This window comes from Oscillospiraceae bacterium (genome assembly GCA_035380125.1).
Classification (GTDB): Bacteria; Bacillota; Clostridia; order Oscillospirales; family JAKOTC01; genus DAOPZJ01.
The window spans coordinates 1-24,129 of sequence record DAOSWV010000025.1; the positions used below are offsets into that span (position 1 = coordinate 1).

Sequence of the window (24,129 nt, forward strand, 5' to 3'; positions counted from 1 at the left end):
TCCGTAATCCTTTTTTCTTTATCCTTTTTGTAACACATCATTGACAAACCTACAGAATTTTTTAAATTCGTTTTACTTGCCATCAAGCCTCCGATATGCTATAATTGCGCTTACTAAAGCGACACAGGCGTTCGTCGCATACGTCTGCTTTATAAAAAGAGAAAGCGTTTGAACATTTTAAACGCTTCACGAAAGGAAGGTTGTTATGGTGAAATTTGCAATCATGGGTCACGGCGTAGTCGGTTCGGGGACGGCACAGCTGTTCATGCGCAACCAAGACAAAATAGAAATGGCGGCCGGAGAATCCATGTGCCTGAAATATATTTTAGACATCAAGGATTTCACCGGACTGGATTACACCGACCTTTTTATCAAGGATTTTTCGATCATCGAAAATGATCCTGAAATATCGGTTGTCGTCGAGACCATCGGCGGCGCAGGTGTCGCCTATGAATTCGTCTCGCGCTGCTTAAAAGCCGGCAAATGCGTCGTGACCTCCAACAAAGAACTGATCGCCACACGCGGAACCGAGCTGCTCGGTTATGCCAAACAGTCCGGTGCGATGCTGAAATTCGAAGCCAGCGTCGGCGGCGGTATTCCATTGCTCAAGCCGATTAATCAATGCCTTGCGGCCAATCAATTTGTCAGTATCTATGGTATTCTGAACGGCACAACCAACTTTATTCTGACCAAGATGGAAACCGACAACATGAGCTTTGAAGACGCTCTTGATACCGCAAAACGGCTCGGATATGCCGAGTTAAACCCGTCGGCGGACGTCGACGGTCACGATTGTGCGCGTAAAATTTCGATTCTGAGCGGACTCGCCTTCAAAAAGCACCCGCATCCCGATATCATTCCCACCACCGGCATCCGGCAGATCACGCTGGACGACATCAAGCTGGCCCGTGCCTGCGGCGGCAGTATGAAGCTGATCGGAAGAGCCAAACCGGTCGGAGACGGCGTGAGTGCCTGTGTTCAGCCGATGGTCGTGGATCAGTCCAATCAACTGTTCTCGGTCAGCGACGTCTTTAACGGCGTGATCGTCGACGGCGACGCCACCGGTGACGTGATGTTTTACGGCAAGGGCGCCGGAAAGTTCCCGACCGCAAGCGCTGTGATCTCAGATATCATTGACTGCGCACGCGAAAAACAGAGCCAACGCAATATCCGCTGGGAGGATACGACCTCCTTTACTGAGGATGACGGAACGTACGAATTTTTACTCAAGCCACTTAAAAACGATATGAAAAAACTCGCACAATTGGGTGAGCTTCGCCGAATCGTCACCGACGACGGCGCTGTCGGCTATATTGTGGGGCCTTTTACCAATACCGAATTAAAGAAAAAGTTGAACAATCTCTCGATTGCAGCAGCTGTATTTCCCATTTTAAAATAGAGGAGGCAGGACGTCATGAAAATCGGTGTTATTGTCGATTCTTTCAGGGTCGGTTTTGAGCAAGGGGTACTGAAAGCGGCAGAAGTAGGGGCTGACGGCATTCAGGCCTACGCCACGACCGGTGCTTTCAGTCCGCAAAACCTTGATGCCGCCAAACGGCGTGAAGCGCTCAACTATGTCCGTTCCAACGGGCTGGTCTTTTCCGCGCTGTGCGGAGACTTCGGCGGTCACGGTTTTATGCATGAGGATGAAAACCCCGACCGCATCGAGCGTTCCAAGCGCATCATCGATATGGCGCTCGAACTTGACTGCAAGGTCGTGACGACGCACATCGGCGTGATTCCCGCCGACCGCAGCAATCCCCGCTACGACATCATGCAGCGCGCCTGCTATCAACTCGGAAAATATGCCGAGGAAAACGGCGCTTACTTTGCCGTTGAGACCGGTCCGGAACCCGCGGCCACGCTTGCACGGTTCATCGGTGAGTTGGGTGTTAAGGGCGTTGCGGTCAATCTCGATCCCGCGAATCTGGCGATGGTCATCGGCGAAAACAGCGTCGAGGCTGCCAAGATTCTCGGTCCGCTTTCGGTTCATACCCACGCCAAAGACGGCATTCTGTTAAAAAAAGAAGATCCCGAGATCATATACGGCCTGGTCAAGCACGAAGAGATGGGCGAGCGCCCCGAATATTTCCGCGAGGTCGTACTCGGAACCGGCGACGTGCATTTTGAAAAATATCTGCCCGCGCTCAAAGCCGCCGGATATGATGGCTTCCTCACAGTCGAACGCGAAGCCGGCGCCTCACCGGAAAAAGACATCAAGATCGCAGTGGACTTTTTGAGAAAGCAGATTGCGGATTTAAAACTGTAATTACCCGATAACCGTTATCAACCCGAGATCCTTCGACTGCGCGCGTTGCGCTTCGCTAGGATGACAAAAATGTTCCACATGGAACATTTTAACAGTTGCACTAATATCAACAGGGGCGGTTTTTTACCGCCCCTGTTATGTTTTTGATGGTTTTACCGTCATTGCGAGCAAAGCGCAGCAATCCAGACAGAAGGTTAACGAGATTGCAGCAGTAACTCGGACACTTATTCTCTGGATTGCTTCGTCTTGCGTGGGGCTTTTGCCCCTCGCTTGCTCCATCGCAAAGACGGTAAATGTAACATGAAGTTCGGGCGATTCGTAATCGCCCCTGCGATATGTTTCGGACGGATGATATCCGCCCCTACATTTTACGAGATTATTCAATATAATCGGCGCAGGCGCGGTCGGTGAAAGCCGCTCTGACGAAACCGCCGACGCGAACGTGTTCGGGATGAATGACGTAATTTTTAAGCGCTTCTTCGTCGATAAACAAGCTGTTTAACACCACGGTACGATTGCCGGATTTTAAAGTTGAAACTGTGACTTTCAGCGAGACGACGCCCTCGATCTTTGAAGGCAGCGCTTCCAGCTCCATTTTGATTTTCCGCGCGTTTTTGATGTTTTCTTCTTCGGTAAATTCCTCTTTGAAATTCCACATGACGATGTGTCTGACCATGATAATTCTCCTTAAACATACTATATTATGATTAGTATTGAGTTAAAAATCTTCTGGATATTGTATAATCCTTGATGCCCATTTGGTTTGACTCGCATTATTAAAGTCGATAAATAAAATCACTTTATTAATTGAATCATAGAGTTTCATTTTAAATTTATCAAAATCTAACATGTTTAGTTTCAAAATAACTTTTTGTTTATACTCAATATCTTTATATACTTGCATAATTATCGAATCCAAACAACTAATAATCCTTTTTTGGCATTCTTTTATATATTTTCTAGATTTAATTGAATCTAAAATAGCAGATGTTGAAGTCCAATCAGAAGATGAACCTCCATTTATTGAAAGAAATAATCGATCATTGCTTAATTGGGTCGGAGTAGAAATATTTGATTTCCAGAGTTCTTTTCGATCTTCATCTCCAATAATAAATCCACTTGAATTTCCTGTATATAACTTACCCTCAAATGAATTTTTTGTGAATTGTGGCCAATTAAAATCTATAATTTCAAGTAGTTCCTTATGATAAAAAACCAAATTATCTTTATGAGGATATATATTGATTAAATACGCATATTCGTCTTCAAAAAGTGCAAATAGCAAATAATCGCTTCGATTTATAAAACCATCTTTATCATATCCTTGTCCTAAATGTAAGTGTTGAATTTTCCACTGATTAAAAAGAGTATCATTGTAATCAGCATTTGCAATCATTTTACTTTGATATTCTTTTAACGAACACCCTTTTTCTATTTTATAAACAATTTGATCAAGGATTTGCTCATACCCGGCAGGGCATTTAAATTCTTTTGAATATAACACTTTCCTTGGAATTTGTGAAATCACTCGCATCTGATATTTTAAATACGTGATTACACAATCTTGTTTACTTTCATGTGAAACTCCAAGAAGATTTAAATATTTTTCGCAAACATTTTCAAGGTCGTTTTCCAAGTCAATTGAAACTTCCCACTGGATTTTCGCCTGTTTTGAACTTCTATAAATCATTTTATCACCTCATTAACTTTGTCCGATTGTAATATAGAAGCGAACAGACTCATATTTCCCGTCTCCGATTCCCTGCACTTCTTTGAGTTCTCCTTTGGAGATAAACCTGCCGTTTTCCTCGCGATAAGTGATAATCCGTTCTGCAAGCAGTTCGCCGATTCCGGGCAGCAACATCAATTCCTCTTTGGGGGCGGTGTTAATGTCTACTTTTCCGTTCGGAAGAATGATAGCGGGTGTCCATTGTGAGGCATAAATCGTCGCTCCGATGTGCGGAGCGGCGGTTTTTATCGTGTAAGCCGAAAGCGCAATCAGGCCTACGGACAATACCGCAAGCGCGATACAGACGATTTTGACGGCTTTCGACAAAATTCCACCTCCGAACCCGATGTAATTTTATATCAACTTACATAAAAACGCAACTCAAAGCATAACAATTGGCACATACGAGTGTAAAGGAGAGACAATATATGCAGATGAAAATGACTAAGAAAGGCATCGGCTCCTCTGTTATGCTGTTTTCGGCCAAACCGGAAGCGCACGTGGATTCGCAGGCGGTGATCCCCGATTATCTCCCCGAGGTTCAGCGCGTGCTGCGGTCCGACGCAGAGGTTTTCGTCACAGGGAGACAGATTGCGGAACAAAAAATCATTGTGGAGGGAAATATCCGGTTCTGTGCGCTCTACCGGTCGCCCGACGGCGAACTTTGCAGCACTAACCAGACTACGGCCTGGCGGCAGACCATCGACGCCGCAGTACCGCCCGACAGCGCGGTTTTCGTAACACCTCGGATACTTCGTTGCTCCGCACAGCCGATTTCGTCACGCAAGATTGACTTGTTCGGTTCTTTTCTTTTAGAAACCGAGATCAAGGGCGCAAAACGCGAAGAACTGCTGGACGGCGTCGAGGGGGCGGACGTCGAATTGAAAAAAGAGACCGTTTCGATCAAACGGTTCGTCTCAACCTACAACCGCCAGTTCACCATCAGTGAGGATCTGGAACTGGAGAATTCGAGGCCGTCTGTGATGAAGCTGCTCTGTTCGCGTCTGTATATCGCAGACAGTGACTTCAAGACGGTCTCGGGGCGGGTTGTGGTCAACGGCGACGCGATTTTGGAGGCCCTCTACTTGGGTGACGTCAGTTCCTCCGCGCCGCATACCATCAAATTCACAATCCCGTTCAGTCAGATTACCGAACTGGATTCGACCGACAACAGCGAAATCGAGGTCTCTGTCTCGGTAGTCTCCTATGCGCTGAACGTGGTCTCGCAGCCGGACGGCGACAACCGCCGGATGTCGCTCGACCTGATTTTGGGAATCACCGCCGTCAACAACCTCATTGAGACCGTCGATCTGCTTTTCGACGGATACAGCCGCGAATTTGCCACCGAAGCGCAATACGGGAATTTTACTGCGGTGACCAATTGTGAGCGCTTCGAGGTACCCTGCTCCGCTTCGGGCGGCGTCGATTTCGGCGAGCAGACCATCGAAAAGGTACTCGATACCCGCTGCACAGTCAACTCGGTATCGCTCTCGACCGATAAAGGCGAAGTGACCGTCTTCGGTTCGGTGACAGCGGTCGTGATGGCCTCCGATGAAGACGGCGAATTATCCTTCATTGAAAAAGAACTCGAATTCGAACAAAAAGTCAACGCCTCCGGCGAGGGCGGTGAATTATCGGTCAAAGCAGCCGTCAGCGGCAGCAAAACCGTTCAGACCGGCTCGGGGATGGAGATTCGCGCGGATGTCGCAGCGGTTGTGACGAGATGTGAGAGCATTGATTTTCAACTGATGACGGATCTTAAAGTCAACGAAGAGGTTAAAAAGCAGCCGCCTCTGACTCCGCTGGTACTGTGTTTTGCCGGCACCGGCGAGGATTTATGGGAAATCGCCAAGACCTACAACACCTCGACCGACATCATAAAGACGCAAAACGGCATTGATTCGGATCGGCTAACCCACGATGAAGTTTTGTTGATCCCCACCGTTTAGAAAGGAGAGTCAGAACATGGGAAGCAGCATCTACACAGACATGGCAAGACGGACCGGCGGGGATATCTATATCGGCGTGGTCGGTCCGGTCAGAACAGGCAAATCCACCTTTATCAAACGCTTTATGGAGACCCTCGTCGTTCCGAACATCATTGACCCCGCCCGTAAAGAACGCGCCACCGACGAACTGCCGCAGGCGGCGGCAGGACGCACCATCATGACCACGGAACCGAAGTTCATCCCGGAGGAGGCCGTCAAGGTCCGTATTGACGACGACGGCGAATTCAAGGTACGTATGATCGACTGCGTCGGCTACATCGTTCCGAGTTCGATCGGCTACATCGAAAACGAAGCACCGCGTATGGTCATGACACCGTGGTTTGACAAGGAAGTACCCTTCAATATGGCGGCGGAGGTCGGTACGAAAAAGGTCATCACGGAACACTCCACCATCGGGCTGGTCGTCACCACTGACGGCAGCATCAGCGACATCCCGCGCGCCGAATATGCCGAGGCCGAACAGCGGGTGATCAACGAACTGCGTGAAATTAACAAGCCGTTCGCTATCGTTTTGAACAGCACCGACCCTTCCTCCGAACGGGCGCTTGCGGTCAAAGCGGAGATCGAACAACAATACGGAATCAGCGTGATCAGCGTCAACTGCATGACGATGAACGAGGAGGAGATTCTGGAGATTCTGCGCAGTGTGCTCTATGAATTCCCACTGCGTGAGATCTGGGTCGACGTTCCGAATTGGCTGATGAAGCTTCCGGCCGACTTCTGGCTGAAAACCGAACTCCTCTCGACGATGAAAGAGACCGCTAAAGCGGTGACCAAGATCAAGGAACTCGACGCTTTCCCCCTCGTCGTTGCCGAAAATGAACACATCAAAAAAGCAGAAATCGTCGGACGCGATTACGGGAATGGCAGCGCAAAAGTTGAAGTGGGTTTGCAGCCAACACTGTTTTTCCGCGTGATGAGCGAAATTACCGGGCAGCAGATTAATGACGAAGGCACGCTATTCGAATTCATCAAAGCCGCCTCGGAGGTCAAGAGCACTTATGATAAATACCGCAACGCCATCGAAGAGGTCAACGCGACCGGATACGGGATCGTGATGCCCACGATGGATGAACTCTCGCTCGATCCGCCTGAAATTATGAAACAGAGCGGCCGCTATGGCGTCCGACTTAAAGCGGGAGCACCTTCGATCCACATGATCCGCGCCGACATCAGCACCGAAATTCGTCCCGTGGTCGGCTCGGAGAAACAATCCGAGGAACTGGTGATGTATCTGCTTCAAGATTACGAGGAGTCGCCGGAGAAAATCTGGCAATCCAACATCTTCGGAAAATCGCTGCACGAATTGGTGAACGAAGGGCTTCACTCGAAACTCACCCACATGCCGCCACAGGCCAGAGTCAAACTGCAGGATACCGTTCAAAAGATCATCAACGACGGCTGCAACGGCCTCATCTGCATTATTTTCTGATAAACTGTTTTTATCTGTGAACCACGCGCTCGCGTATTGCGGGCGCTACTTTTTTATGCTATACTGAGTCTCGAACTTTTATTCGGAGCGTTTTTATGTATAAGTATCGGTTGATTCGAGCGAATCGAAGAACCATGTCGCTGAAAATTTCAAATGACTGCGTTCCGGTCGTGAGGGCGCCGTTTTTGATGCCGGAATCAACAATCAACGCCTTTGTTGAAAAAAATTCCGCATGGATTGCAAAACAGCTTGAAAAAAGGGTTGTGCAAAACCAAAGCGAAACCCTGATCATTGAAAACGAAGGCATTCTGCGCCGAAAAGCAGCCGAAATCATGCCTGTAAAGGTAAACAGCTTTTCGCGCATGATGAACCTTTTCCCATCCGCAGTCAAAATCACTTCGGCCAAAGCCAGATATGGAAGCTGCAATACCAAAAATTCAATCTGTTTTTCTTGGCGACTGATGGCTTATCCGGACGAGGCGATTGATTATGTCGTGGTACATGAGCTGGCACATATCAAATATAAAGACCATTCAAAGCGTTTTTACGCACTGATTGAAAAATATATGCCCGATTACAAAGCGCGGAGAGCGCTGTTAAAAAATCCGATTCAAGGAGGAATCGAACATGGCCAGATTTGACGATTTTGATTGGGGAAAACTCCGCCAAAACTACGAGTTATGGCACCACAATAAACTCGGGCGGCCGATTATGCCGATCAAAATTCAAAAAGAGACCTCGGATCGCGCGGAATCCCCCTACCCGATTTTAAATTTTGTCTCAGCGGGCGATCTCTCGGTTACGCCGAAACAGTTGATCGACCGGCTGGATTATGAACTCTCAAAAACAGAGTTTCTCGGCGAGGGATATCCCTATGTCGGAATGCACGCGTTCGGGGCGGGCGTTGCGGCTGCATTTTTAGGCTGTGAACTGCATGCCCGCAAGGAGACAACCTGGTTTTCGCCTGTAAAAGAACTTCCCATTGATGAACTGCATTTCGAATACGATCCCGAGAACATCTGGCTGCGGCGTGTTAAGGACGTCTATATCGAAGGCATGGAAAAATGGCATGGGAACGTCGTGATGGCCATGACCGACCTCGGCGGCATCCTCGATATTCTGTCCTCGTTCCGTACGGCTGAGGGGCTTTTATTTGATCTCTATGACAATCCAGATGAAGTGCTTCGCTGTGTTGGCGAAATTCAAGCCATGTGGTTCCGATTTTTTGACGAAATCACCGACATTATCAAAGGTGAGACAAAGGGTTATTCTTCCTGGTGTGGAATCTACGACCCAAAGCCGACCTATATTCTGCAGTCCGATTTTTGCTACATGATCGGCAACGATATGTTTAAGACGTTCGTCGGACCGGAATTGAAATCCTCCGCCGAACGCCTGCACCGCCCGTTTTATCATCTTGACGGCATCGGTGAGTTAAACCATCTGGATTCCATTTTGGACATCGATGCGTTTGTCGGCATTCAATGGGTCCCGGGAGACGGCCCGAATCGCGATAAAGATTGGTCCGAGGTTTATAAACGCATCACCGATGCGGGAAAGAAGATCTATATCTGGTGCGAACCCGAACGGCTCGGGCAGCTGAGCAAGTTGGTTTCGGGTGATATGATTTACAGCACCGGCTACACGGTAAACCAAGCCGATCTGCCCGCTCAACTGAAGGCGCTTAAAAAGATCGAAATTAATTTATAAAACTACGGTGAATTTTATGAGTAATTATTCAAGCAAAAAACTATCATTTGATGATGTAAATGTTATAATTTCTTTACAAGAAAGTTGGTTAATTGATAAAAAAGGTAAAGATATAAAACCCGCCAAATTATCTAGAACTATATCTGCCTTTGCGAATAGTAATGGCGGAGAAATATATCTTGGTATCAGTCACACAGAGGATAAAATGAAATACTATTGGGATGGATTTCTATCAGAAGAAGAAATGAACCCATATTTCACAATGCTTAATGATATATTACCAACTAATGATTATTGTATAATCGAAATTTTAACATGTGAATCCTACTCGTCTATAATTTTGCATTTAACAGTACATAAAACTCAATGCATAATTTATGCAACAGATAAAACAGCTTATGTCCGGCATGGTGTTCAAAATTTACCTTGTAATACAGGCGATAAGCTTATTAAATTAAGAATGGATAAGGGAATTTCTTCTTATGAAGATGAATTTACCTCGTGTCCATTTAATGAAATAAATTCATCAACTGTTCTAATCGGTTTTATTAATCAAGTTGTTCCTCAAACTTCAAATTATGATTGGTTACACAGTCAAAAATTAATGAATGATTCAACTAAGATTTCGGTTGCAGGCGTTTTACTTTATAATGAATGCCCACAGGTTATTTTGCCAAAACAATCTGCTGTTAGAATACTTAGATATCATACTGACGAAAAAGAAGGGACTCGTGATACGTTAGAAAACGGTTATCCGATTTCCATTGAAGGCGATTTATATACACTAATTAAGCAAACAGTAGCCAAAGTTTGTGAAATAGTAGAATTAACTCAGGTGGTTAGTAACAATAAAATTGAACTAAAAGAATATCCAGAAGTAACTTTACATGAAATAATTGCAAACGCAATATTACATAGAGACTATAGTGTTCGCAAGGATATTCAAGTTCGAATTTTCTCTAACAGGATAGAAATTGAAAGTCCTGGATTGCTTCCAGGTCACATTACTGTTGATAATATATTAAAAGAACAATTCTCACGAAATCCCAAAATAGTAAGATTAATCTCTAAATTCCCATCTCCTCCAAATAAGGATGTTGGTGAAGGGTTAAATACTGCTTTTGAAGCAATGATGAAAATGCAATTACAAAAACCACAGATTATCGAAACCGAATCAAGCGTTCTTGTAATTATTAAACATGAAAGACTTGCTGATGCCGAAACATCGGTTTTAGATTATATGAGAACTCATGAAACTATTAGTAATTCACAAGCACGATACTTGACTGGAATTACTGATGCCAATAAAATGAAACGTGTGTTTAACAGATTAAAATCACAAAACAAACTTGAAATCGTTCCCGGGACAAGGAGTAGTGCAACTTTATGGCGTTTACCATTAACTAATGAAAATTCACATAATGAACAATTGACTTTATTTTAATATCATTTTCTCTATACTTGACCGCAATTTGGACAATACATTTTGTTCCCTCTGAAAAGTCTTTTAAATTAAAAACCCGGCAGCCGGAATTCTCCGGCTGCCGGGTTCTGTAATTTAAAAATTATTCCAATTTTGATCTTTGCTTCCGACGTTTCCGTTCGAGACACCGCCAAGCGTCAATTCATATTCCCCGTTTGAGAAAGCATATGTATCCGCACCGCCGTTAAAGGTGAGAACCACATAATAACCCTCGTCGCCAAACATCTCTTCCGTGCCGAACCAAGTGCTGCCAAGAGCCTCTTTGATTTTATAGGTGCCGTTTGGCAATGTGATAGAGACTGTTTTCGCTCCGTTAAAGAAAATCGTCGAAACCAGTGTGGTGCCGGAGTAGATTTTGATATAGGTACAGCCGCTGTAAGACGCCTTGATGGTTAGCTTATTCTGCCCTCCGTAATAAGCGCTGTTGTGATACGTTTCACCAGTCGACGGCTTGGATTGAATACACCTGTCGGCATAACTTTCGGCATCTTTATAACCGATGATTTTATTAAATAATCCGTAAGCGGTATAGAATTTTTTCGAATTAAAGGCGGCGACCGCTTCGTAATAAGTATCCCTGCTTTTGCATTCTTCCAACAGATCTTTTGCGTCTTTATATCTCACAGAAGCAGCATAGGAGAGCAACACTGCGGCGCCGTCATAATCGCCCTGAGCCATTAAAGCCACCGCTTTATCATAATCAGCCGAACACCGGCATTCAATTGCCTGATTGGCCGAGTTTTTAAAGTTCCCCAAAGAGGCAAAGATTTTGGCAGCGCCGTCGAGATCTCCCGACTCCATCAAAGCCACCGCTTTATTATAATCGATGTTGTTTTGGCAATCAGTCACCATTTCCTTGGCGTCGGAATAGCTGCCGAGTGCCGTAAAAGAGGTTTTTGCTGCCTCATAATCGCCCGATTCGTAAAGAGCTGTGGCGGCCTTATAATCCAGAATGTTTTTACACTTCTGGGCTTTTGACGCGCTGTCTTCATAATCGCCGAGTGAGAGGAAAATCGTTCTCGCCTTCTCGTAGTCACCGTCATCCATGTAGTCCGACGCCTGGCCATAACGCTTTTCCATACTGCCCTGCTCGATCAATTCCTTGGCATCTTTATAATCCCCGAGGGTTTGCAAAACGGCTATCGCCGCATCGTAATCTCCCTTTTGCATCAAAGCGACCGCTTGGTCATATTGAATTCCTTTTTCACATTCCGCAAGATAAGAAGCGCTATCCTTGAAGTCCCCGAGTTCGGTAAACGCGGTTTTGGCAGTCTCGTATTCGCCTGCGTTCATCGCTTCTACGGCATCTTCATAAGCCGCGTTGTCGGCACAGGTTTTTGCCTGCTGTGTGCTGTCCTCATAATCACCGAGTGCCATAAATGCGTCCGCTGCTTCGGCATATTTTCCCGAATTCATAAGATCGACAGCTTCTTGATAGTCGAGGATGTTATTGCATTCATCGATTTTTTCACTGACGTCTTTGTATTCGGGATCAAGTTCGGAAAAAGCCGTGACCGCTTGTTCATACTGCCCGTCTTTCATCAGTGCAACCGCTGCCTTGTACTCCGGTGAACCGCCTGCAAGAACGAGCATGACAATGATTACGGCGACGATAACAACCGCAGCTGCGGCAATGATAATGCCGGTGGGCTTTACTTTCTTTTTTGGCGTAATAACAGACGTCACCTGCTGTACAGACGGTTGAAACGTTGCAGGCGGCGTTGCGGGTTCTGTGTTTTTTCCGGATTGGATCGTTGCTCCGCATTTGTGGCAAAACTTTGCGTTCTCAGATAATTCGGTACCGCACTTGGGACAATACATGGTTGTTCCCTCCAATTTATAATTGTGAGAACATTATAAGCGATTTGAATTTTTATGTCAATATTTCCCGATTTTTATTTTCCGTATAACCGTCTGACACTATGAATGAAAAACAGCATGGTGGCTGAATACCATTCACAGCCCTTTGACATCTCCCCTGTGAACGGATCGAGTTCTTGTGAAAATTTGATCTTTTCGGAACGGACAAGTGCGTCCGTCCATATGCGCATCAATTCCTCGAGGTCCTTACCGTATCCATAGTCGTCCATCCAGCGCAAGGCACGCAATGAAGTAAGACCCTGCGAAAAATAACTCCAGTCATTGCCCTCGCGTTCCTTTTTGAAATGGGGGTCGGAAACAGACATCGATGAAAACGGATAGGGTGTCCAAAATTCTTTTTCATTTTTCAGATATCGATTGTAAATGCGATCCGCCATATCTTTGTCCAAAACATGCTCGCAAAACAGATTGGAGATGTGAATCGTCTTAAATTTGCGTTTATTACCTTGTCGGTCGACATCATAGAAAAATTCGTCTTCGGGATCGTAACAGATCTCGATCATTGCCTGTTTAACCAATTCGGCTTTTTCGTACCAGGCTGCGCTCTCCTCTTGTTTTCCGAGGTGTGCAGCCATCTCTGCAAGCGCCGTTCTGGAACCGTAAAATACCGCATTTAAATCGGGCGCGATCAACGGCATAAAGTCGCCCTCATTGCAGTTTTTGGCATCGCCGTTCGGACAGCCACCGTGAATTCCCGCCAGTCGATCACTATTATCGTGTCCGGTATCGAACAGGCAAAACATTTCGATCAGCCGATTTTGAGTGGTCATTCGATTTTTGCACATCCATGCGTCCCAGGCAGAGCATTTCCGATAAGCCCGTTCCATCAACTCGTCGTCATGATTGAGTATTGCCGCTTCATAACACAAGCGGGTGAAAGAGACGCATTCCTGCAATTGTCCGAAACCGATCATTCTTCCGTAATTCTTTGTATTCGGATTGGACTCATCCAGCACATAACAAGGGAACTGACCGTCTTCTTTTTGATTGTCGAGAAACAAATTGACCTGTGCACGCGCAACATAGGCCATCTCCGGGCAATAATTTGCCCATGCAATCGCATCGTAGGCATGTTCCAGCCAAACGCCCGGATAAGCATCCGAGATCAAAAACAACGGCTCGGGATGGCCGGGAAAACATTTGATATGGACGTTTTTAATGCGGTTTAATACGGTTTCATATTGTTTGAAAATTTCTTCTTTATTTATGTTCATATTTATACTTCTTTCTTACGGTAATTTACAAAGCAGGGTTTTCATTGCGCGAATCATGGCGTCCTGATATTTGCTTCTGTCTGTGATTTTGAAGATATATCGATCGGTCGGCTCTTTTGTCTCATTCCAGTTGGTCCTTCCCTCTTCGCTGCAGGTGATCTCGATGGGAACATATTCAAAAATCGGCTTTGCGGACGGGTTTAATAAATCGGTGATTTCGCCGTCCGTCGTGACGGTTTTGCCGGCTGCGTGAAGAATCGGCCCCGTACACCACATATGCCGGATTTCATTACGCACATAAGCAGAAATTTTCTCGTCTGCGGGACGCTCGAGATAACGCAGCCATTTTCGGCTGTCTTCCCGCCCGATGGCATAATCGAAATATCGCTGCATGGACGGGGATAAATCATGATAAATCACATCTTGCCGAAAGCGGTACACCGTTCCATAGACACCCTCCCCTTTGTTGACGCCGAGTTTTTCAAAACAGGGTGACCAATACACCGGACAAGGTAAATAAAACATCGCACGGTAGGATGCCGGGTCAAGATCTACGTTGAATTCAAGATGCTCCGACTCAAATGCACTTCCCGCATTCAAATAAACGCCGCTGCATTTTTTACGGAACAAATCACCGTTTTCCCGTGCGGCAGCCGCAACGTCCCGACAGGAACCGACAATTTGAATCGATACCGGTTCGGGAGCGTTTTCAAGGGTATCTAAAATCAGCCGGATCGCACTGTTATGCTTGATCTCGTTTTCCCACGCAGCCTGACTTGCCGACAGCCCCGTGCCGACCGATACATATTTTCCGGTGATACGGTTTAGCTGTCCCACCGACAAAAGTGCCGGATCCCCAAAAGGATTATTTTCGGGATAATCAATCACAATGCCCTTTAAATCTGTCTCCCCGAAATAAGCAAGCGCAAACTGGCAGGCCAAGTCCCAATGATCGTCAGGGTCTTGATGATAATGGAACAGATCGGTTTGGTGCAATACAGATTTCATCTATATCTCTCCTTTATACCAAACGGTATGTAGGTCTTTATTTTTTCGCAATAAAATCGATCACCGACGTAAGGTTTTCTTCCTTTACAAAGTCGGCGCCGTCATCAAGTGCCTTCAGCATCTCGTCATCCTCCGGGGTTTTATCCGGCTTGTTATTAATTTGTTTGACGAGTACGTTTTTCATGAGCTTCATCATCAGTTTATTCATTCCCCGAAGCTTCTTCATGTCGAAACCGCCCTGCAGGTAAAATACCGGCACGCCGATCTGTTTGAAGTCCTCCAAAGCTTGTTTTCCGAGACCATCGTCGTTCGGGGCCATTCCGACCGGACAGACGGCAATGATTTTATAGTGTTTTGCAGCCGCTTTGTACCCTTTTACCGAACCTGCCATCACCCAACCCATATAGACAACCTCGTCCAACTCGGACAATAACGCTTTTGACTGTGATAATTCATAGGCCGGAAATCCTGTTTTTTGTGATAATATTTGCGCATATTTTCGGGTATATCCCGTGTTTGATGTAAAGATGATTGCCTTCATTCTATTTCTTCCCCTCCGAAATCGGTTTTCTTAATCATACCATATAAATGAGATAAATTAAATACATTTTTGCAACAGAGTTGCATCTTTCGAAATTTGTATTATAATATTTACATGATTTTACCACTGCCGAAAAAGCAGTATAAAACCACGGATAAAATACCGAATTTCCGGTATTCAACTTTTGCATGATTTTTCACATGAAGAGGATTCAAGAAATGGAATATATCACATTTGACAACGTCTGCAAATACTACAAATCCGGTGACCATACCGTTGCCGCCGCCGATCACATCTCCTTTTCCGTCGGAAAAGGAGAATTCTGCGTTGTCGTAGGTCCAAGCGGCGCCGGAAAAACCACTTTGCTCAACATCCTCGGCGGCATGGACAACTGCGACGAGGGCGAAATCCGCCTCGACGACAATAAGATCAGCGGATACGATAAAAGACAGCTTTGCGATTACCGTCGTTACGATGTCGGTTTTGTTTTTCAGTTTTATAATCTGGTGCAAAATCTCACCGCTCTAGAAAACGTAGAACTGGCGTCTGAAATCAGTAAAAATCCGATCAGCGCCGAAGAGACGCTGAACCATGTCGGATTGGCAGATCGAATACATAATTTCCCCGCTCAGCTTTCGGGTGGCGAACAGCAGCGCGTTGCAATCGCCCGTGCAATCGCAAAAAATCCAAAGATTCTGCTCTGCGACGAGCCGACCGGCGCGCTCGATTACAATACCGGAAAACAGATTTTGAAACTGCTGCAGGATATCTGCCGTAATACCGGAAAGACCGTTATCGTTATCACACACAACAACGCCATTACACAAATGGCTGACCGTATTGTCAGCGTTAAAAACGGCCGGGTCGTCAAAATCGTCACCAATGAACATCCGCTGCCAATTGAGGAAATCGAATGGTAAAAAAGACATACGGAAAATTGATTCGGCGCGCTGTGAAAAGCACCCGAGCACGATTTTTCTCAATTCTCTCCATCGTCACTTTGGGCTGCGGATTTCTCGGCGGCCTTCTTGCCACCACGCCGGATATGCAGCGCACGGCGGACACTTATTACGACAATAACAGTTTTTTCGATATTCAAATTAAGGGGACACTCGGCCTCTCGGACAAAGATGTTGAAGCATTATGCGGGCTCGATAACGTCACCAATGCGATGCCGTCATACGTCACCGATCTCGTACTTCAGGACGACGAAGGCGGATTCGTCGCCAGAATTTACGGTACTGATCTTGAGAAATACGGAACGGATGATTACATCAACGGTTTTGAGCTGCTTGAAGGCAGACTGCCGGAAAATGAAAACGAATGCCTGATCGCCTCTCCCGATGGCTATACGTCAGATCATAAGGTCGGCGAGGTCTATATGATCTCCGATGAAAACAAAAATCCGGACACGATCAACGATACTTATAATTTTAATACACTGACCGCAGTCGGTATGGTCAGAACACCTTACTATATGTCCATCGAAAGCGAACCGAGCACCGTCGGCACCGGCCGCGTCACGCTGGTGATCTTTGTCCCTGAGGAGAGTTATTCCCTCGAGGCCTATACAGACATCTATCTGACCGTTCGGGGATCTAAAGCACTCAATTCCTTTTCCGATCAATATACCGATCTGGTGCAGTCTGTCGAAGATCCACTGAAGGATTTCGGCGTTTCCCAATGTGAAATCAGATACAACGACGTGGTCTTCGAGGCCAATCAAAAGATCGACGACGCGCAGGCAGAATATGACGACGCGCAGGCAGAAGCCGACCAAAAACTCGCCGATGCCCGTCAGAAACTTGACGACGGCCAAACTGAACTCGACGAGGCTAAATTGAAACTCGCCGACGCACAGCAAGATGTCGACGACGGAGAAAAAAAGCTGACCGATGCTCAAAAAACGCTGAAGACAACAATTGCCGATAAAGAAAAAGAACTCGACGAGGAGCTTGACAAAGCCATCGCCGAAGAACTGCAAAATGCCTATGATCAGATTGACGCCGAACGCATTGACGCCGAGAGGCAGTTTCAAGCGCAAAGCAATGAAATCAAAAGCGGGCTGCGGCAAATCGAAATCACCCGGTCCGATCTCGCCGCGCAAAAACAACAGCTTCTTGCAATGCAGCAGCAGATTGATTATGCAGACGCCCACGGGATTCCGGTCGATCCGACGCAGAGAGCCGCCGTCGCGCAGGGGCTGGCTCAGGCCGAAGCCGGACTGCAGGAACTGGATTTAAAAGAAAAGGAATTGAATCAGGCCGAAAACGACCTCACTTCAGCGTTATATGATTTTGAAATCGAGATCAAAAACGCAAAAACACAGGCCTATGACGAAATCATGAATGCGCGCAGTGAAAAACACGGCGAGACCATGCAGGAGATTGAACAGGCCCGTGTCGATGCGCAAAGCAAAATCAATGACAAACGCCTTGAACTCGAAAACGCCAAGCAGAAGTTAACCGACGGATATGCCGATATCGAAACAGCCGAAAAGAAACTCGCCGACGGCGAAAAAGAATATGCCGATGCAAAGGCCGAAGCCGATGAAAAGCTCTCGGACGCGGCGGATAAGCTTGCAGACGCCCGCCAAAAAGTGGCCGAAATCGAATATCCCGAGTGGTATATTCTCGACCGTGAAGATACCGTCAGCTTTAACAGCTTCAAGAGCAATTCCGAAAAAATCGCCGCCATCGCAAAGGTCTTTCCGATTTTCTTCTTTCTGGTCGCGGCACTTGTCGCACTGACCACCATGACCCGTATGGTCGAAGAGGAACGCACTCAGATCGGGACGCTGAAAGCACTCGGGTATTCCAACGGCTCTATTATCGCATATTACATCGGATACAGCGTGCTTGCGACCCTGATCGGCTCTGTTATCGGCATGATCGTCGGGTTTAAACTGTTTCCCACCCTCATTATCAACGCTTATCGTATGATGTATTCCCTGCCCGACACCGTTACCGCTTTTTATTGGGATTACAGCTTGATCATCATCTCGACCGCCGTTATATGCACAACCGCTGCGACACTTGCCGCGTGTCTCGACCAACTCTCGGAAAAGCCTTCCACGCTGATGCTGCCGCGTGCTCCCAAAGCCGGGAAACGGGTGTTTTTGGAGTATATAAGCTTTATCTGGAACCGGATGAAATTTATCCAAAAGGTTACTGCGAGAAATATTCTCCGTTATAAAAAGCGCTTCTGGATGACGGTGATCGGTATCGCCGGTTGCTGCGCACTGCTGGTGACCGGATTCGGGCTGCGGGATTCGATTCATGCTATTGTTGAAAAACAGTTCGGTGAAATTTACAAATTCAACCTCTCACTGTATCTGAAAAACGACGGAGACGCCGAAAATGACCCCATTATATCCGGATTTTTAACTGATACCGACAATGTAAACGGCTATGCCGTTCTTCACAACGAAAACGGAACCGCCGAAGTCGGCGGAAATTCCGAAAAAGTCAGCATTTATGTCCCCAAAAACACTGATGAACTGAAACAGCAATTCACCCTTCGTGTACGCAAGACCGGCGAAGACGTTTCGTTCAGCGAAAACAGCATCGTCTTGACCGAAAAACTCTGCGAAAAGCTCGGTTTGTCGGTAGGTGACATATTTACTTTAAAAAATTCAGATGGCAAGCCTTATGACTTTACAGTATCGGGAATTTGCGAAAACTATATCACAAACTTTGTCTTCATCCCCTCTTCGGCATACGCCGAAGCATTTGGAGAAAATCCCGAATATACGCTGGTATTGGCCGACGTCAAAGACGATAGCGAACCGTCGCGGACATCCATTTCCGAACGCATTTTGAAAAGCGACAATATCCTGCTGGTACAGTTCTCCCAGACCATTCGTGAAAGCTTCGAAAATACGGTTAAGAGCATTGATTATATCGTAGCCGTACTGATCATCTCTGCCGGTCTTCTCGCCGTGATCGTGGTCTACAACCTCACCAACATCAACATCTGCGAACGCCGCAAGGAGCTCGCCACAATCAAAGTGCTCGGATTTTACGATCGCGAGGTCGCCTCCTATATCTACCGCGAGACCAACATCCTCTGTCTGATCGGCATCTTGTTCGGCTTCGGCTTCGGCGCCTGGCTGCACAGTTTTGTCGTCAGAACCGCTGAGGTGGACGCGGTCATGTTCGGACGCACGGCCACCCCGCGCAGCTACTTATTCGCCGCCGCTCTGACGATTTTGTTCACGGCACTGGTGGATCTGATCATGCTCGGGAAGCTGCGGGCGATTAATATGGTGGAATCAATGAAGGCCAACGAATAGTTCTTCTACCGCTTTTATCAGTTCCCCGTTTTTGACTGCTTCCAGTTCCTGCTCGGCCCAATCGGGAAAGACGGTCCGCTTGCAGGCGGTGATTAGCGCGAACAGGGTTCCGGTGATTTTGACGAGCGTCATTTCTTTCGGGTCATATTCGCCGTATTCATTCAAGAATGCCGTTTTTGCGGGTTCTGACAATTCATAGGTGACATTGACGAGATCCGCGCAGGCAAAACCTTTTCCAAGCAGATTATAATCGAACATAAACGCCTCGCTTTTATTTTTTGCCACAACCATATTGGTGTAATAAAAGTCGTTATATGTCAGCGTTTTCGGCGTACTGTCGATCAATTCCCGCAGTTTAGTATAATGCTCTTCAATCAACGCCCAGACCGGTTCGCCCACCGTTTGCGTCTTTTCTTTAATCATGCGGATATTTTCGAGTGTGACGTCGTCGGTCTCGCAATATAATTTTGCGCCGTAATCGCGGATATACGCCCCGCTCTTTTTATGCAGATCACGGTACCATTTGGCCAATGCCCGCATCACCTCGGGATCGTCCATGTCATCTCTTATGGCAAGCCGGTAGATTTTGCTGTCTGAGATGTCTTCCATCAAGATTGCGTCTTCGCTTTTGGCAAGCAAATGAATGGTTTCGATTCCGAACGATTGCAGCAGCCGGTAGTTTTCGATTTCGCGTTTATAAGCATCTTTCTCAAAACACTTCAACACGCAGGGATTTTCACCTTTGATTCGGTAAACAAACACACCGTCTTTTGCTTGCAGTTCTTGAATTTCACCGAAATGAATTCCGAAGCCGGACAACTCTCTTTTGGCACGTGTAAATTCAATCGGCTTTACATAGATGTCGATATTGTTTCTCTGACAGCGTTTTCCGGTGTTTGTAAAGCCCAAAGATCGCCAGAATGGAGCGCCTGCTTGCGTTTCACATGTAAGCCATATCTGCTTTACATTGCGATTTCGGAAGGTATCTTCAATTTTTTCAAAACACCTGCTTCCGAGTCCTTTTTTCCGGTATTCGGGTCGGATATAAAACTCGCGGATGAAGCCATAACCGAGTGTTTCGGGCGCGCCGTAGGAACCGTCGTCGATTTCATAAAACAGAAAGCCCGCAGGCTGATCCTGTGCATAGATTAGTTCCAGCCAACTGTCTGCTCTTTCGGCACAGCCAAGAATATACCGTACGATTTTATGAATGCGTTCATCACTGAGCGGTTCCGGTCTCTTCCCGATATCAATCTCGGCGTCGTATTCCCGGAGCAGTTCGCAAAATAATGCGAACTGCTCCGGGTTGTTTTGCTCAAGAGGTATATAACTTAAATCCATCGGTCTTCTTCCTCCCTGCTCTTTTGTTTGCTCTTCAAGCGTTCCAACTTCTCATGCTCGGCGTTTTTTTCATAGCGGTTGGCGGTCAGGCGGGCTTTGCGCTCGCCGTATCCGGTTTCGCGTTTCAACCGTTCAAAGCTCTCCCAGCGTTCCTGTGTCAGCTTTCCTGTTCGGATGGCCTCCCGAATTGCACAGCCAGGCTCGCTTCGGTGTCGACAGTCGGTAAAACGGCATTTCCCAAGAAATACTTCGACATCCGAAAACGATCCGGAAAGGCCGTCGGTGGCGTCTGACATGCCCATGGTACGCATCCCGGGTGTGTCAATGACCATGACGCCGCTTTTTAAAAGCATTAATTGGCGGTGCGTGGTCGTGTGCCTGCCCCGGTCATCATCTTCGCGGATTGCCCCGGTCTCCATCAATTCCTCGCCGGAAATCGCGTTGATCAGCGATGATTTTCCGACGCCGGATGAACCGAGAAAGACAATCATTTTCCCGGGTTTCAGGTATTCGCTTAAAGCATTCATGCCCTCTCCGGTGACGGCACTGACCGAATGCACCGGAACACCGAACGCAATTTCTTCAACGGCCTCGATGTTTTCCTCGGGATTCTCGCAAAGATCGGCTTTGGTAAGCAGAATCACCGGCTGCGCTCCGCTGTGGTAGGCCAGTGTGAGGTAGCGTTCAATTCTGCCCAGATTGAAATCGCGGTTTTGCGAACTGAGGATGAAAACGAAGTCGAAATTGGCCGCAACGGCCTGCGCCGGTTTGACCGGGTCGGGATCAGCGCGGGAAAAGAAAGTCTTGCGCGGAAGCGTTTCGGTAATCAGTGAATCGCCGAGTTCGTTATAGACGATGGTGACGAAATCGCCGACTGTGGGATAGATGGTGTCTTTACCGAAGAATAACCCACCTTTCAGCCGCGCAAACGCCTCGCCCTGTTCGCAGTAAATCTCGTACCGTTCGCGGTGTACTGCGGTCACCCTTGCGAGATTTGTCTCACCCGAAATGTTTTTCGGGTTTTCTCCCGATTGATTATATCCGTTAAAATATAAACGGATGTCTGACATTGGTTTATTTCCCCTTCGGGCCTGCCATTAACGGTTAACACGGTTTCGGCGCACACAGACACGAAAAAATCCGCAGCTTGCAACTGCGGATCGGGATTGAACGATATGTGTAGTTATCGCTTAATCACAATTTCCGAGGCAGGCTTTTGTCATGATATTTGTGTTGCCGAAATTCATCGTGTCTTTCATGAAAAATCCCTCCTCGGTTAAAGTTTAAAATAGTCGGTGACACCTGTAAGCGCCACTTCCGGCGTTATATTAGCATAAGGAAAAGCCCCTTGTCAAGCATTTTTTGCCAAATCACTTAAAAACAGTGCGGATATCGGGGTTTTGGTAAAGCCGATAGGCGCACCGGTAAAAGTACCGTGGCAATCCAAACCGGCGGTAATCATCAAACGATGCTGATTACAAAAAGCCAAACACTGTGTGGTCATTTCTTCGCTGTGTTTCGGGTAATAGCACTCAAGCCCGTCGATGCCGTCGACTCGGAATTGTTCCAATATCATTTTCAATGGCTCTTCGAAACGATATAGACCCGGATGTGCCAATACCGCTTTTCCTCCCGCCTTATGAATGACGCGGCAAACCTCGGAAACGGCAGAATAACCGCTTTCTTCATAAGTACAGCCGAACTCGGGATAGAATTTGACGCCTTCCATCAGCGTTTGGGTCAAACCCTTTGACAGAAGATAATGCAGCGCTTTCCAGCCCCCGCCTGATGGCGGATAGTCAAACCGATTGAAGTCTTCTAAAGAAACCTCCGGAATCGTTGGTTGCATGCGTTCGATTAACCGTTTGCTGATTTGGTCGAGCTTTTGCCTTGTCTCGGCGACAAAACGTATGAATTCGGCGTTTGAAAAATCGGGATTATAGGCCAGAATATGGACGTTTTGTCCGTGGTCATAAGCGTCAATTTCAACAGCTGGAATGCATTTTACCGGTGAATGCAAAGAAAGGGCCTTCAACTCGGAAGACCCTTTCAAGATGTCATGGTCGGCAACCGCGAGCAAACCGACGCCGTTTTTCACCGCTTCGTCGAGAATTTCTTTTGGCGTCATCGTCCCGTCGGAATACAGCGAATGGATATGCAGATCGGCGTACGGCAGATTCAAGCGATTGCTCCTTTTAATTTTAATTTTTAACGGCACATTCCTTTTGGCGGTCGAGGTACCGACAGGCGGCAAGCGCAGCCGTTGCGCCGTCCGCCGCCGCGGTCGTGATCTGACGAATGCGTTTGGTGCGGCAGTCGCCCGCGACAAAAATGCCCTCGTCGTCGGTCAGGCAATTTTCATCAGAGATGATGTAACCGATTTGATCGAGCTTGGTCATATCCTTCACAATACCGTTTTCGGGCGCTAATCCGATGGCGACGAAAGCGCCGTTGAATCTGAGCGTCTCCTCGTGTCCGTCTGAATCGCGGTGGGTCACCAGACCTTCGAATTCATTCTCTCCGAAAAACTCCTTGATAACCGTACCTAAGATGATTTTGATGTTTGCCTTACAGCGCACGGATTCCTGCAGTTTTTCTTCGCCGGTCAGGAAATCGAGATTTTGAATGATCGTCACTTCAGTGCAGAGTTCTGATAACAAGATGGCCTCTTGTAATGCGGAGTTGCCACCGCCGATGACCGCCACGCTTTTTCCCGCATAAAACGCGCCGTCGCAGACTGCACAGAATGAAATTCCGTCGCCGACGAATTTATCCTCGCCCGGTACGCCGAGCAAACGATGTTTGGCGCCCATAGCCGTGATGATGCAGCTGCCTTCATGGGTTCCGAAATCGGTCTTGATGATTTTTTTATCACCTTCAGCCGTGATCTCAAGCGCTTCCTCAATCTCGATGTCGGCACCGAGCGCCATCGCCTGATCCAGCATATGATCGGCTAATTCGTTACCGCTGATGCTGATAAAACCCGGGAAATTTTCGATTTTCGGGGAATGGGTCATCTGGCCTCCGAAGCCGTCCTTTTCGAGCACAAGAACGCTTTTGTTGGCACGCCGGGCGTAAATCGCCGCCGTAAGTCCGGCAGGGCCTCCACCGATGATGATGATGTCATGCATGGTTATGTAAATCCTTTCGCGGTGATTTGAAAGGTATGTGCATTGAGGATACACACAAAGATATGAACCGCGCGCTGCGAAGCTTAA

At 47.1% G+C, this 24,129-nt stretch carries 20 protein-coding genes; 9 read left to right on the forward strand and 11 right to left on the reverse strand.

The genetic code is table 11. The features are described from left to right. Positions 1-205 precede the first annotated feature (205 nt). Both PK629_10235 and PK629_10240 read left to right on the forward strand, forming a co-directional pair. The gene (locus PK629_10235; GenBank protein ID HOP11856.1) at positions 206-1,399 is read left to right on the forward strand and encodes a homoserine dehydrogenase; all 1,194 of its coding nucleotides are present in this window, start codon (positions 206-208) and stop codon (positions 1,397-1,399) included. A gap of 15 nt (positions 1,400-1,414) precedes the next feature. Then, positions 1,415-2,269, forward strand: coding sequence for a sugar phosphate isomerase/epimerase family protein (locus PK629_10240; protein ID HOP11857.1), 855 nt, complete (start codon positions 1,415-1,417; stop codon positions 2,267-2,269). Positions 2,270-2,645: 376 nt separating this feature from the next. On the opposite strand, the gene PK629_10245 is transcribed toward PK629_10240, so the two are convergent. From PK629_10245 to PK629_10255, 3 genes are read right to left on the reverse strand one after another with little or no spacing between them, the layout of a single operon-like run. Further along, entirely contained in the window at positions 2,646-2,945 is a 300-nt protein-coding gene (locus tag PK629_10245) for a Dabb family protein (GenBank protein ID HOP11858.1), read from the reverse strand. A 42-nt stretch (positions 2,946-2,987) separates the two neighbouring features. Then, the gene (locus PK629_10250) at positions 2,988-3,959 is read right to left on the reverse strand and encodes a hypothetical protein (protein HOP11859.1); all 972 of its coding nucleotides are present in this window, start codon (positions 3,957-3,959) and stop codon (positions 2,988-2,990) included. 12 nt (positions 3,960-3,971) lie between these two features. Further along, positions 3,972-4,325 carry a helix-hairpin-helix domain-containing protein gene (locus tag PK629_10255; GenBank protein ID HOP11860.1) on the reverse strand — a complete coding sequence of 118 codons (354 nt, stop codon included), beginning with the start codon at positions 4,323-4,325 and terminating at the stop codon, positions 3,972-3,974. 107 nt (positions 4,326-4,432) lie between these two features. Between PK629_10255 and PK629_10260 the strand changes: the two genes are divergently transcribed. The 5 genes from PK629_10260 to PK629_10280 all read left to right on the forward strand — a co-directional run bounded on the left by PK629_10260 (position 4,433) and on the right by PK629_10280 (position 10,593). Then, a complete protein-coding gene (locus tag PK629_10260) occupies positions 4,433-5,947 on the forward strand; it encodes a DUF3794 domain-containing protein (GenBank protein ID HOP11861.1) in 1,515 nt (504 codons plus the stop codon). Between the two features lie 16 nt (positions 5,948-5,963). Next, the gene (gene spoIVA / locus PK629_10265; protein ID HOP11862.1) at positions 5,964-7,439 is read left to right on the forward strand and encodes a stage IV sporulation protein A; all 1,476 of its coding nucleotides are present in this window, start codon (positions 5,964-5,966) and stop codon (positions 7,437-7,439) included. A gap of 95 nt (positions 7,440-7,534) precedes the next feature. Continuing rightward, entirely contained in the window at positions 7,535-8,080 is a 546-nt protein-coding gene (locus PK629_10270) for a SprT family zinc-dependent metalloprotease (protein ID HOP11863.1), read from the forward strand. Continuing rightward, a complete protein-coding gene (locus PK629_10275; GenBank protein HOP11864.1) occupies positions 8,067-9,149 on the forward strand; it encodes a hypothetical protein in 1,083 nt (360 codons plus the stop codon). Before PK629_10270 ends, PK629_10275 begins: the two co-directional genes overlap by 14 nt. 16 nt (positions 9,150-9,165) lie before the next feature. Beyond that, entirely contained in the window at positions 9,166-10,593 is a 1,428-nt protein-coding gene (locus PK629_10280) for an ATP-binding protein (GenBank protein HOP11865.1), read from the forward strand. A gap of 114 nt (positions 10,594-10,707) precedes the next feature. Here the strand turns inward: PK629_10280 and PK629_10285 are convergent, their stop codons facing one another. The 4 genes from PK629_10285 to PK629_10300 all read right to left on the reverse strand — a co-directional run bounded on the left by PK629_10285 (position 10,708) and on the right by PK629_10300 (position 15,276). After that, entirely contained in the window at positions 10,708-12,453 is a 1,746-nt protein-coding gene (locus PK629_10285) for a tetratricopeptide repeat protein (GenBank protein HOP11866.1), read from the reverse strand. 74 nt (positions 12,454-12,527) lie between these two features. Beyond that, positions 12,528-13,727 (reverse strand): trehalase family glycosidase, encoded by a 1,200-nt coding sequence (locus PK629_10290; GenBank protein ID HOP11867.1) that lies wholly within the window; start codon positions 13,725-13,727, stop codon positions 12,528-12,530. A gap of 15 nt (positions 13,728-13,742) precedes the next feature. After that, entirely contained in the window at positions 13,743-14,735 is a 993-nt protein-coding gene (locus PK629_10295) for a hypothetical protein (GenBank protein HOP11868.1), read from the reverse strand. 37 nt (positions 14,736-14,772) lie between these two features. After that, entirely contained in the window at positions 14,773-15,276 is a 504-nt protein-coding gene (locus tag PK629_10300) for a flavodoxin domain-containing protein (GenBank protein HOP11869.1), read from the reverse strand. Positions 15,277-15,494: 218 nt separating this feature from the next. Between PK629_10300 and PK629_10305 the strand changes: the two genes are divergently transcribed. Both PK629_10305 and PK629_10310 read left to right on the forward strand, forming a co-directional pair. After that, positions 15,495-16,196, forward strand: a complete 702-nt coding sequence (locus tag PK629_10305) for an ABC transporter ATP-binding protein (GenBank protein ID HOP11870.1) — start codon at positions 15,495-15,497, stop codon at positions 16,194-16,196. After that, entirely contained in the window at positions 16,190-19,570 is a 3,381-nt protein-coding gene (locus PK629_10310; GenBank protein ID HOP11871.1) for an ABC transporter permease, read from the forward strand. Before PK629_10305 ends, PK629_10310 begins: the two co-directional genes overlap by 7 nt. Here the strand turns inward: PK629_10310 and PK629_10315 are convergent. The 4 genes from PK629_10315 to PK629_10330 form a co-directional block, all read right to left on the reverse strand. Further along, positions 19,550-20,911: a GNAT family N-acetyltransferase gene (locus tag PK629_10315; GenBank protein HOP11872.1), complete on the reverse strand. Its 1,362-nt coding sequence runs from the start codon at positions 20,909-20,911 to the stop codon at positions 19,550-19,552. The genes PK629_10310 and PK629_10315 overlap by 21 nt on opposite strands. Beyond that, positions 20,902-21,981 carry a ribosome small subunit-dependent GTPase A gene (gene rsgA, locus PK629_10320; protein HOP11873.1) on the reverse strand — a complete coding sequence of 360 codons (1,080 nt, stop codon included), beginning with the start codon at positions 21,979-21,981 and terminating at the stop codon, positions 20,902-20,904. Before rsgA ends, PK629_10315 begins: the two co-directional genes overlap by 10 nt. Before the next feature lie 281 nt (positions 21,982-22,262). Next, complete coding sequence (locus PK629_10325; protein ID HOP11874.1) at positions 22,263-23,093, reverse strand: PHP domain-containing protein; 831 nt, start codon at positions 23,091-23,093, stop codon at positions 22,263-22,265. A 19-nt stretch (positions 23,094-23,112) separates the two neighbouring features. After that, complete coding sequence (locus PK629_10330; protein HOP11875.1) at positions 23,113-24,042, reverse strand: FAD-dependent oxidoreductase; 930 nt, start codon at positions 24,040-24,042, stop codon at positions 23,113-23,115. Positions 24,043-24,129: the final 87 nt, after the last annotated feature.

Excerpts from the sequence above, each read along its gene's own strand:
- PK629_10290 (HOP11867.1), bottom strand. The coding sequence starts at position 13,727 with ATGAACATAAATAAAGAAGAAATTTTCAAACAATATGAAACCGTATTA.
- PK629_10285 (HOP11866.1), bottom strand. The coding sequence starts at position 12,453 with ATGTATTGTCCCAAGTGCGGTACCGAATTATCTGAGAACGCAAAGTTT.
- PK629_10240 (HOP11857.1), top strand. The coding sequence starts at position 1,415 with ATGAAAATCGGTGTTATTGTCGATTCTTTCAGGGTCGGTTTTGAGCAA.
- rsgA (HOP11873.1), bottom strand. The coding sequence starts at position 21,981 with ATGTCAGACATCCGTTTATATTTTAACGGATATAATCAATCGGGAGAA.
- PK629_10315 (HOP11872.1), bottom strand. The coding sequence starts at position 20,911 with ATGGATTTAAGTTATATACCTCTTGAGCAAAACAACCCGGAGCAGTTC.
- PK629_10295 (HOP11868.1), bottom strand. The coding sequence starts at position 14,735 with ATGAAATCTGTATTGCACCAAACCGATCTGTTCCATTATCATCAAGAC.
- PK629_10235 (HOP11856.1), top strand. The coding sequence starts at position 206 with ATGGTGAAATTTGCAATCATGGGTCACGGCGTAGTCGGTTCGGGGACG.
- PK629_10260 (HOP11861.1), top strand. The coding sequence starts at position 4,433 with ATGAAAATGACTAAGAAAGGCATCGGCTCCTCTGTTATGCTGTTTTCG.
- PK629_10305 (HOP11870.1), top strand. The coding sequence starts at position 15,495 with ATGGAATATATCACATTTGACAACGTCTGCAAATACTACAAATCCGGT.
- PK629_10280 (HOP11865.1), top strand. The coding sequence starts at position 9,166 with ATGAGTAATTATTCAAGCAAAAAACTATCATTTGATGATGTAAATGTT.
- PK629_10330 (HOP11875.1), bottom strand. The coding sequence starts at position 24,042 with ATGCATGACATCATCATCATCGGTGGAGGCCCTGCCGGACTTACGGCG.
- PK629_10250 (HOP11859.1), bottom strand. The coding sequence starts at position 3,959 with ATGATTTATAGAAGTTCAAAACAGGCGAAAATCCAGTGGGAAGTTTCA.
- spoIVA (HOP11862.1), top strand. The coding sequence starts at position 5,964 with ATGGGAAGCAGCATCTACACAGACATGGCAAGACGGACCGGCGGGGAT.
- PK629_10300 (HOP11869.1), bottom strand. The coding sequence starts at position 15,276 with ATGAAGGCAATCATCTTTACATCAAACACGGGATATACCCGAAAATAT.
- PK629_10275 (HOP11864.1), top strand. The coding sequence starts at position 8,067 with ATGGCCAGATTTGACGATTTTGATTGGGGAAAACTCCGCCAAAACTAC.
- PK629_10245 (HOP11858.1), bottom strand. The coding sequence starts at position 2,945 with ATGGTCAGACACATCGTCATGTGGAATTTCAAAGAGGAATTTACCGAA.
- PK629_10270 (HOP11863.1), top strand. The coding sequence starts at position 7,535 with ATGTATAAGTATCGGTTGATTCGAGCGAATCGAAGAACCATGTCGCTG.
- PK629_10310 (HOP11871.1), top strand. The coding sequence starts at position 16,190 with ATGGTAAAAAAGACATACGGAAAATTGATTCGGCGCGCTGTGAAAAGC.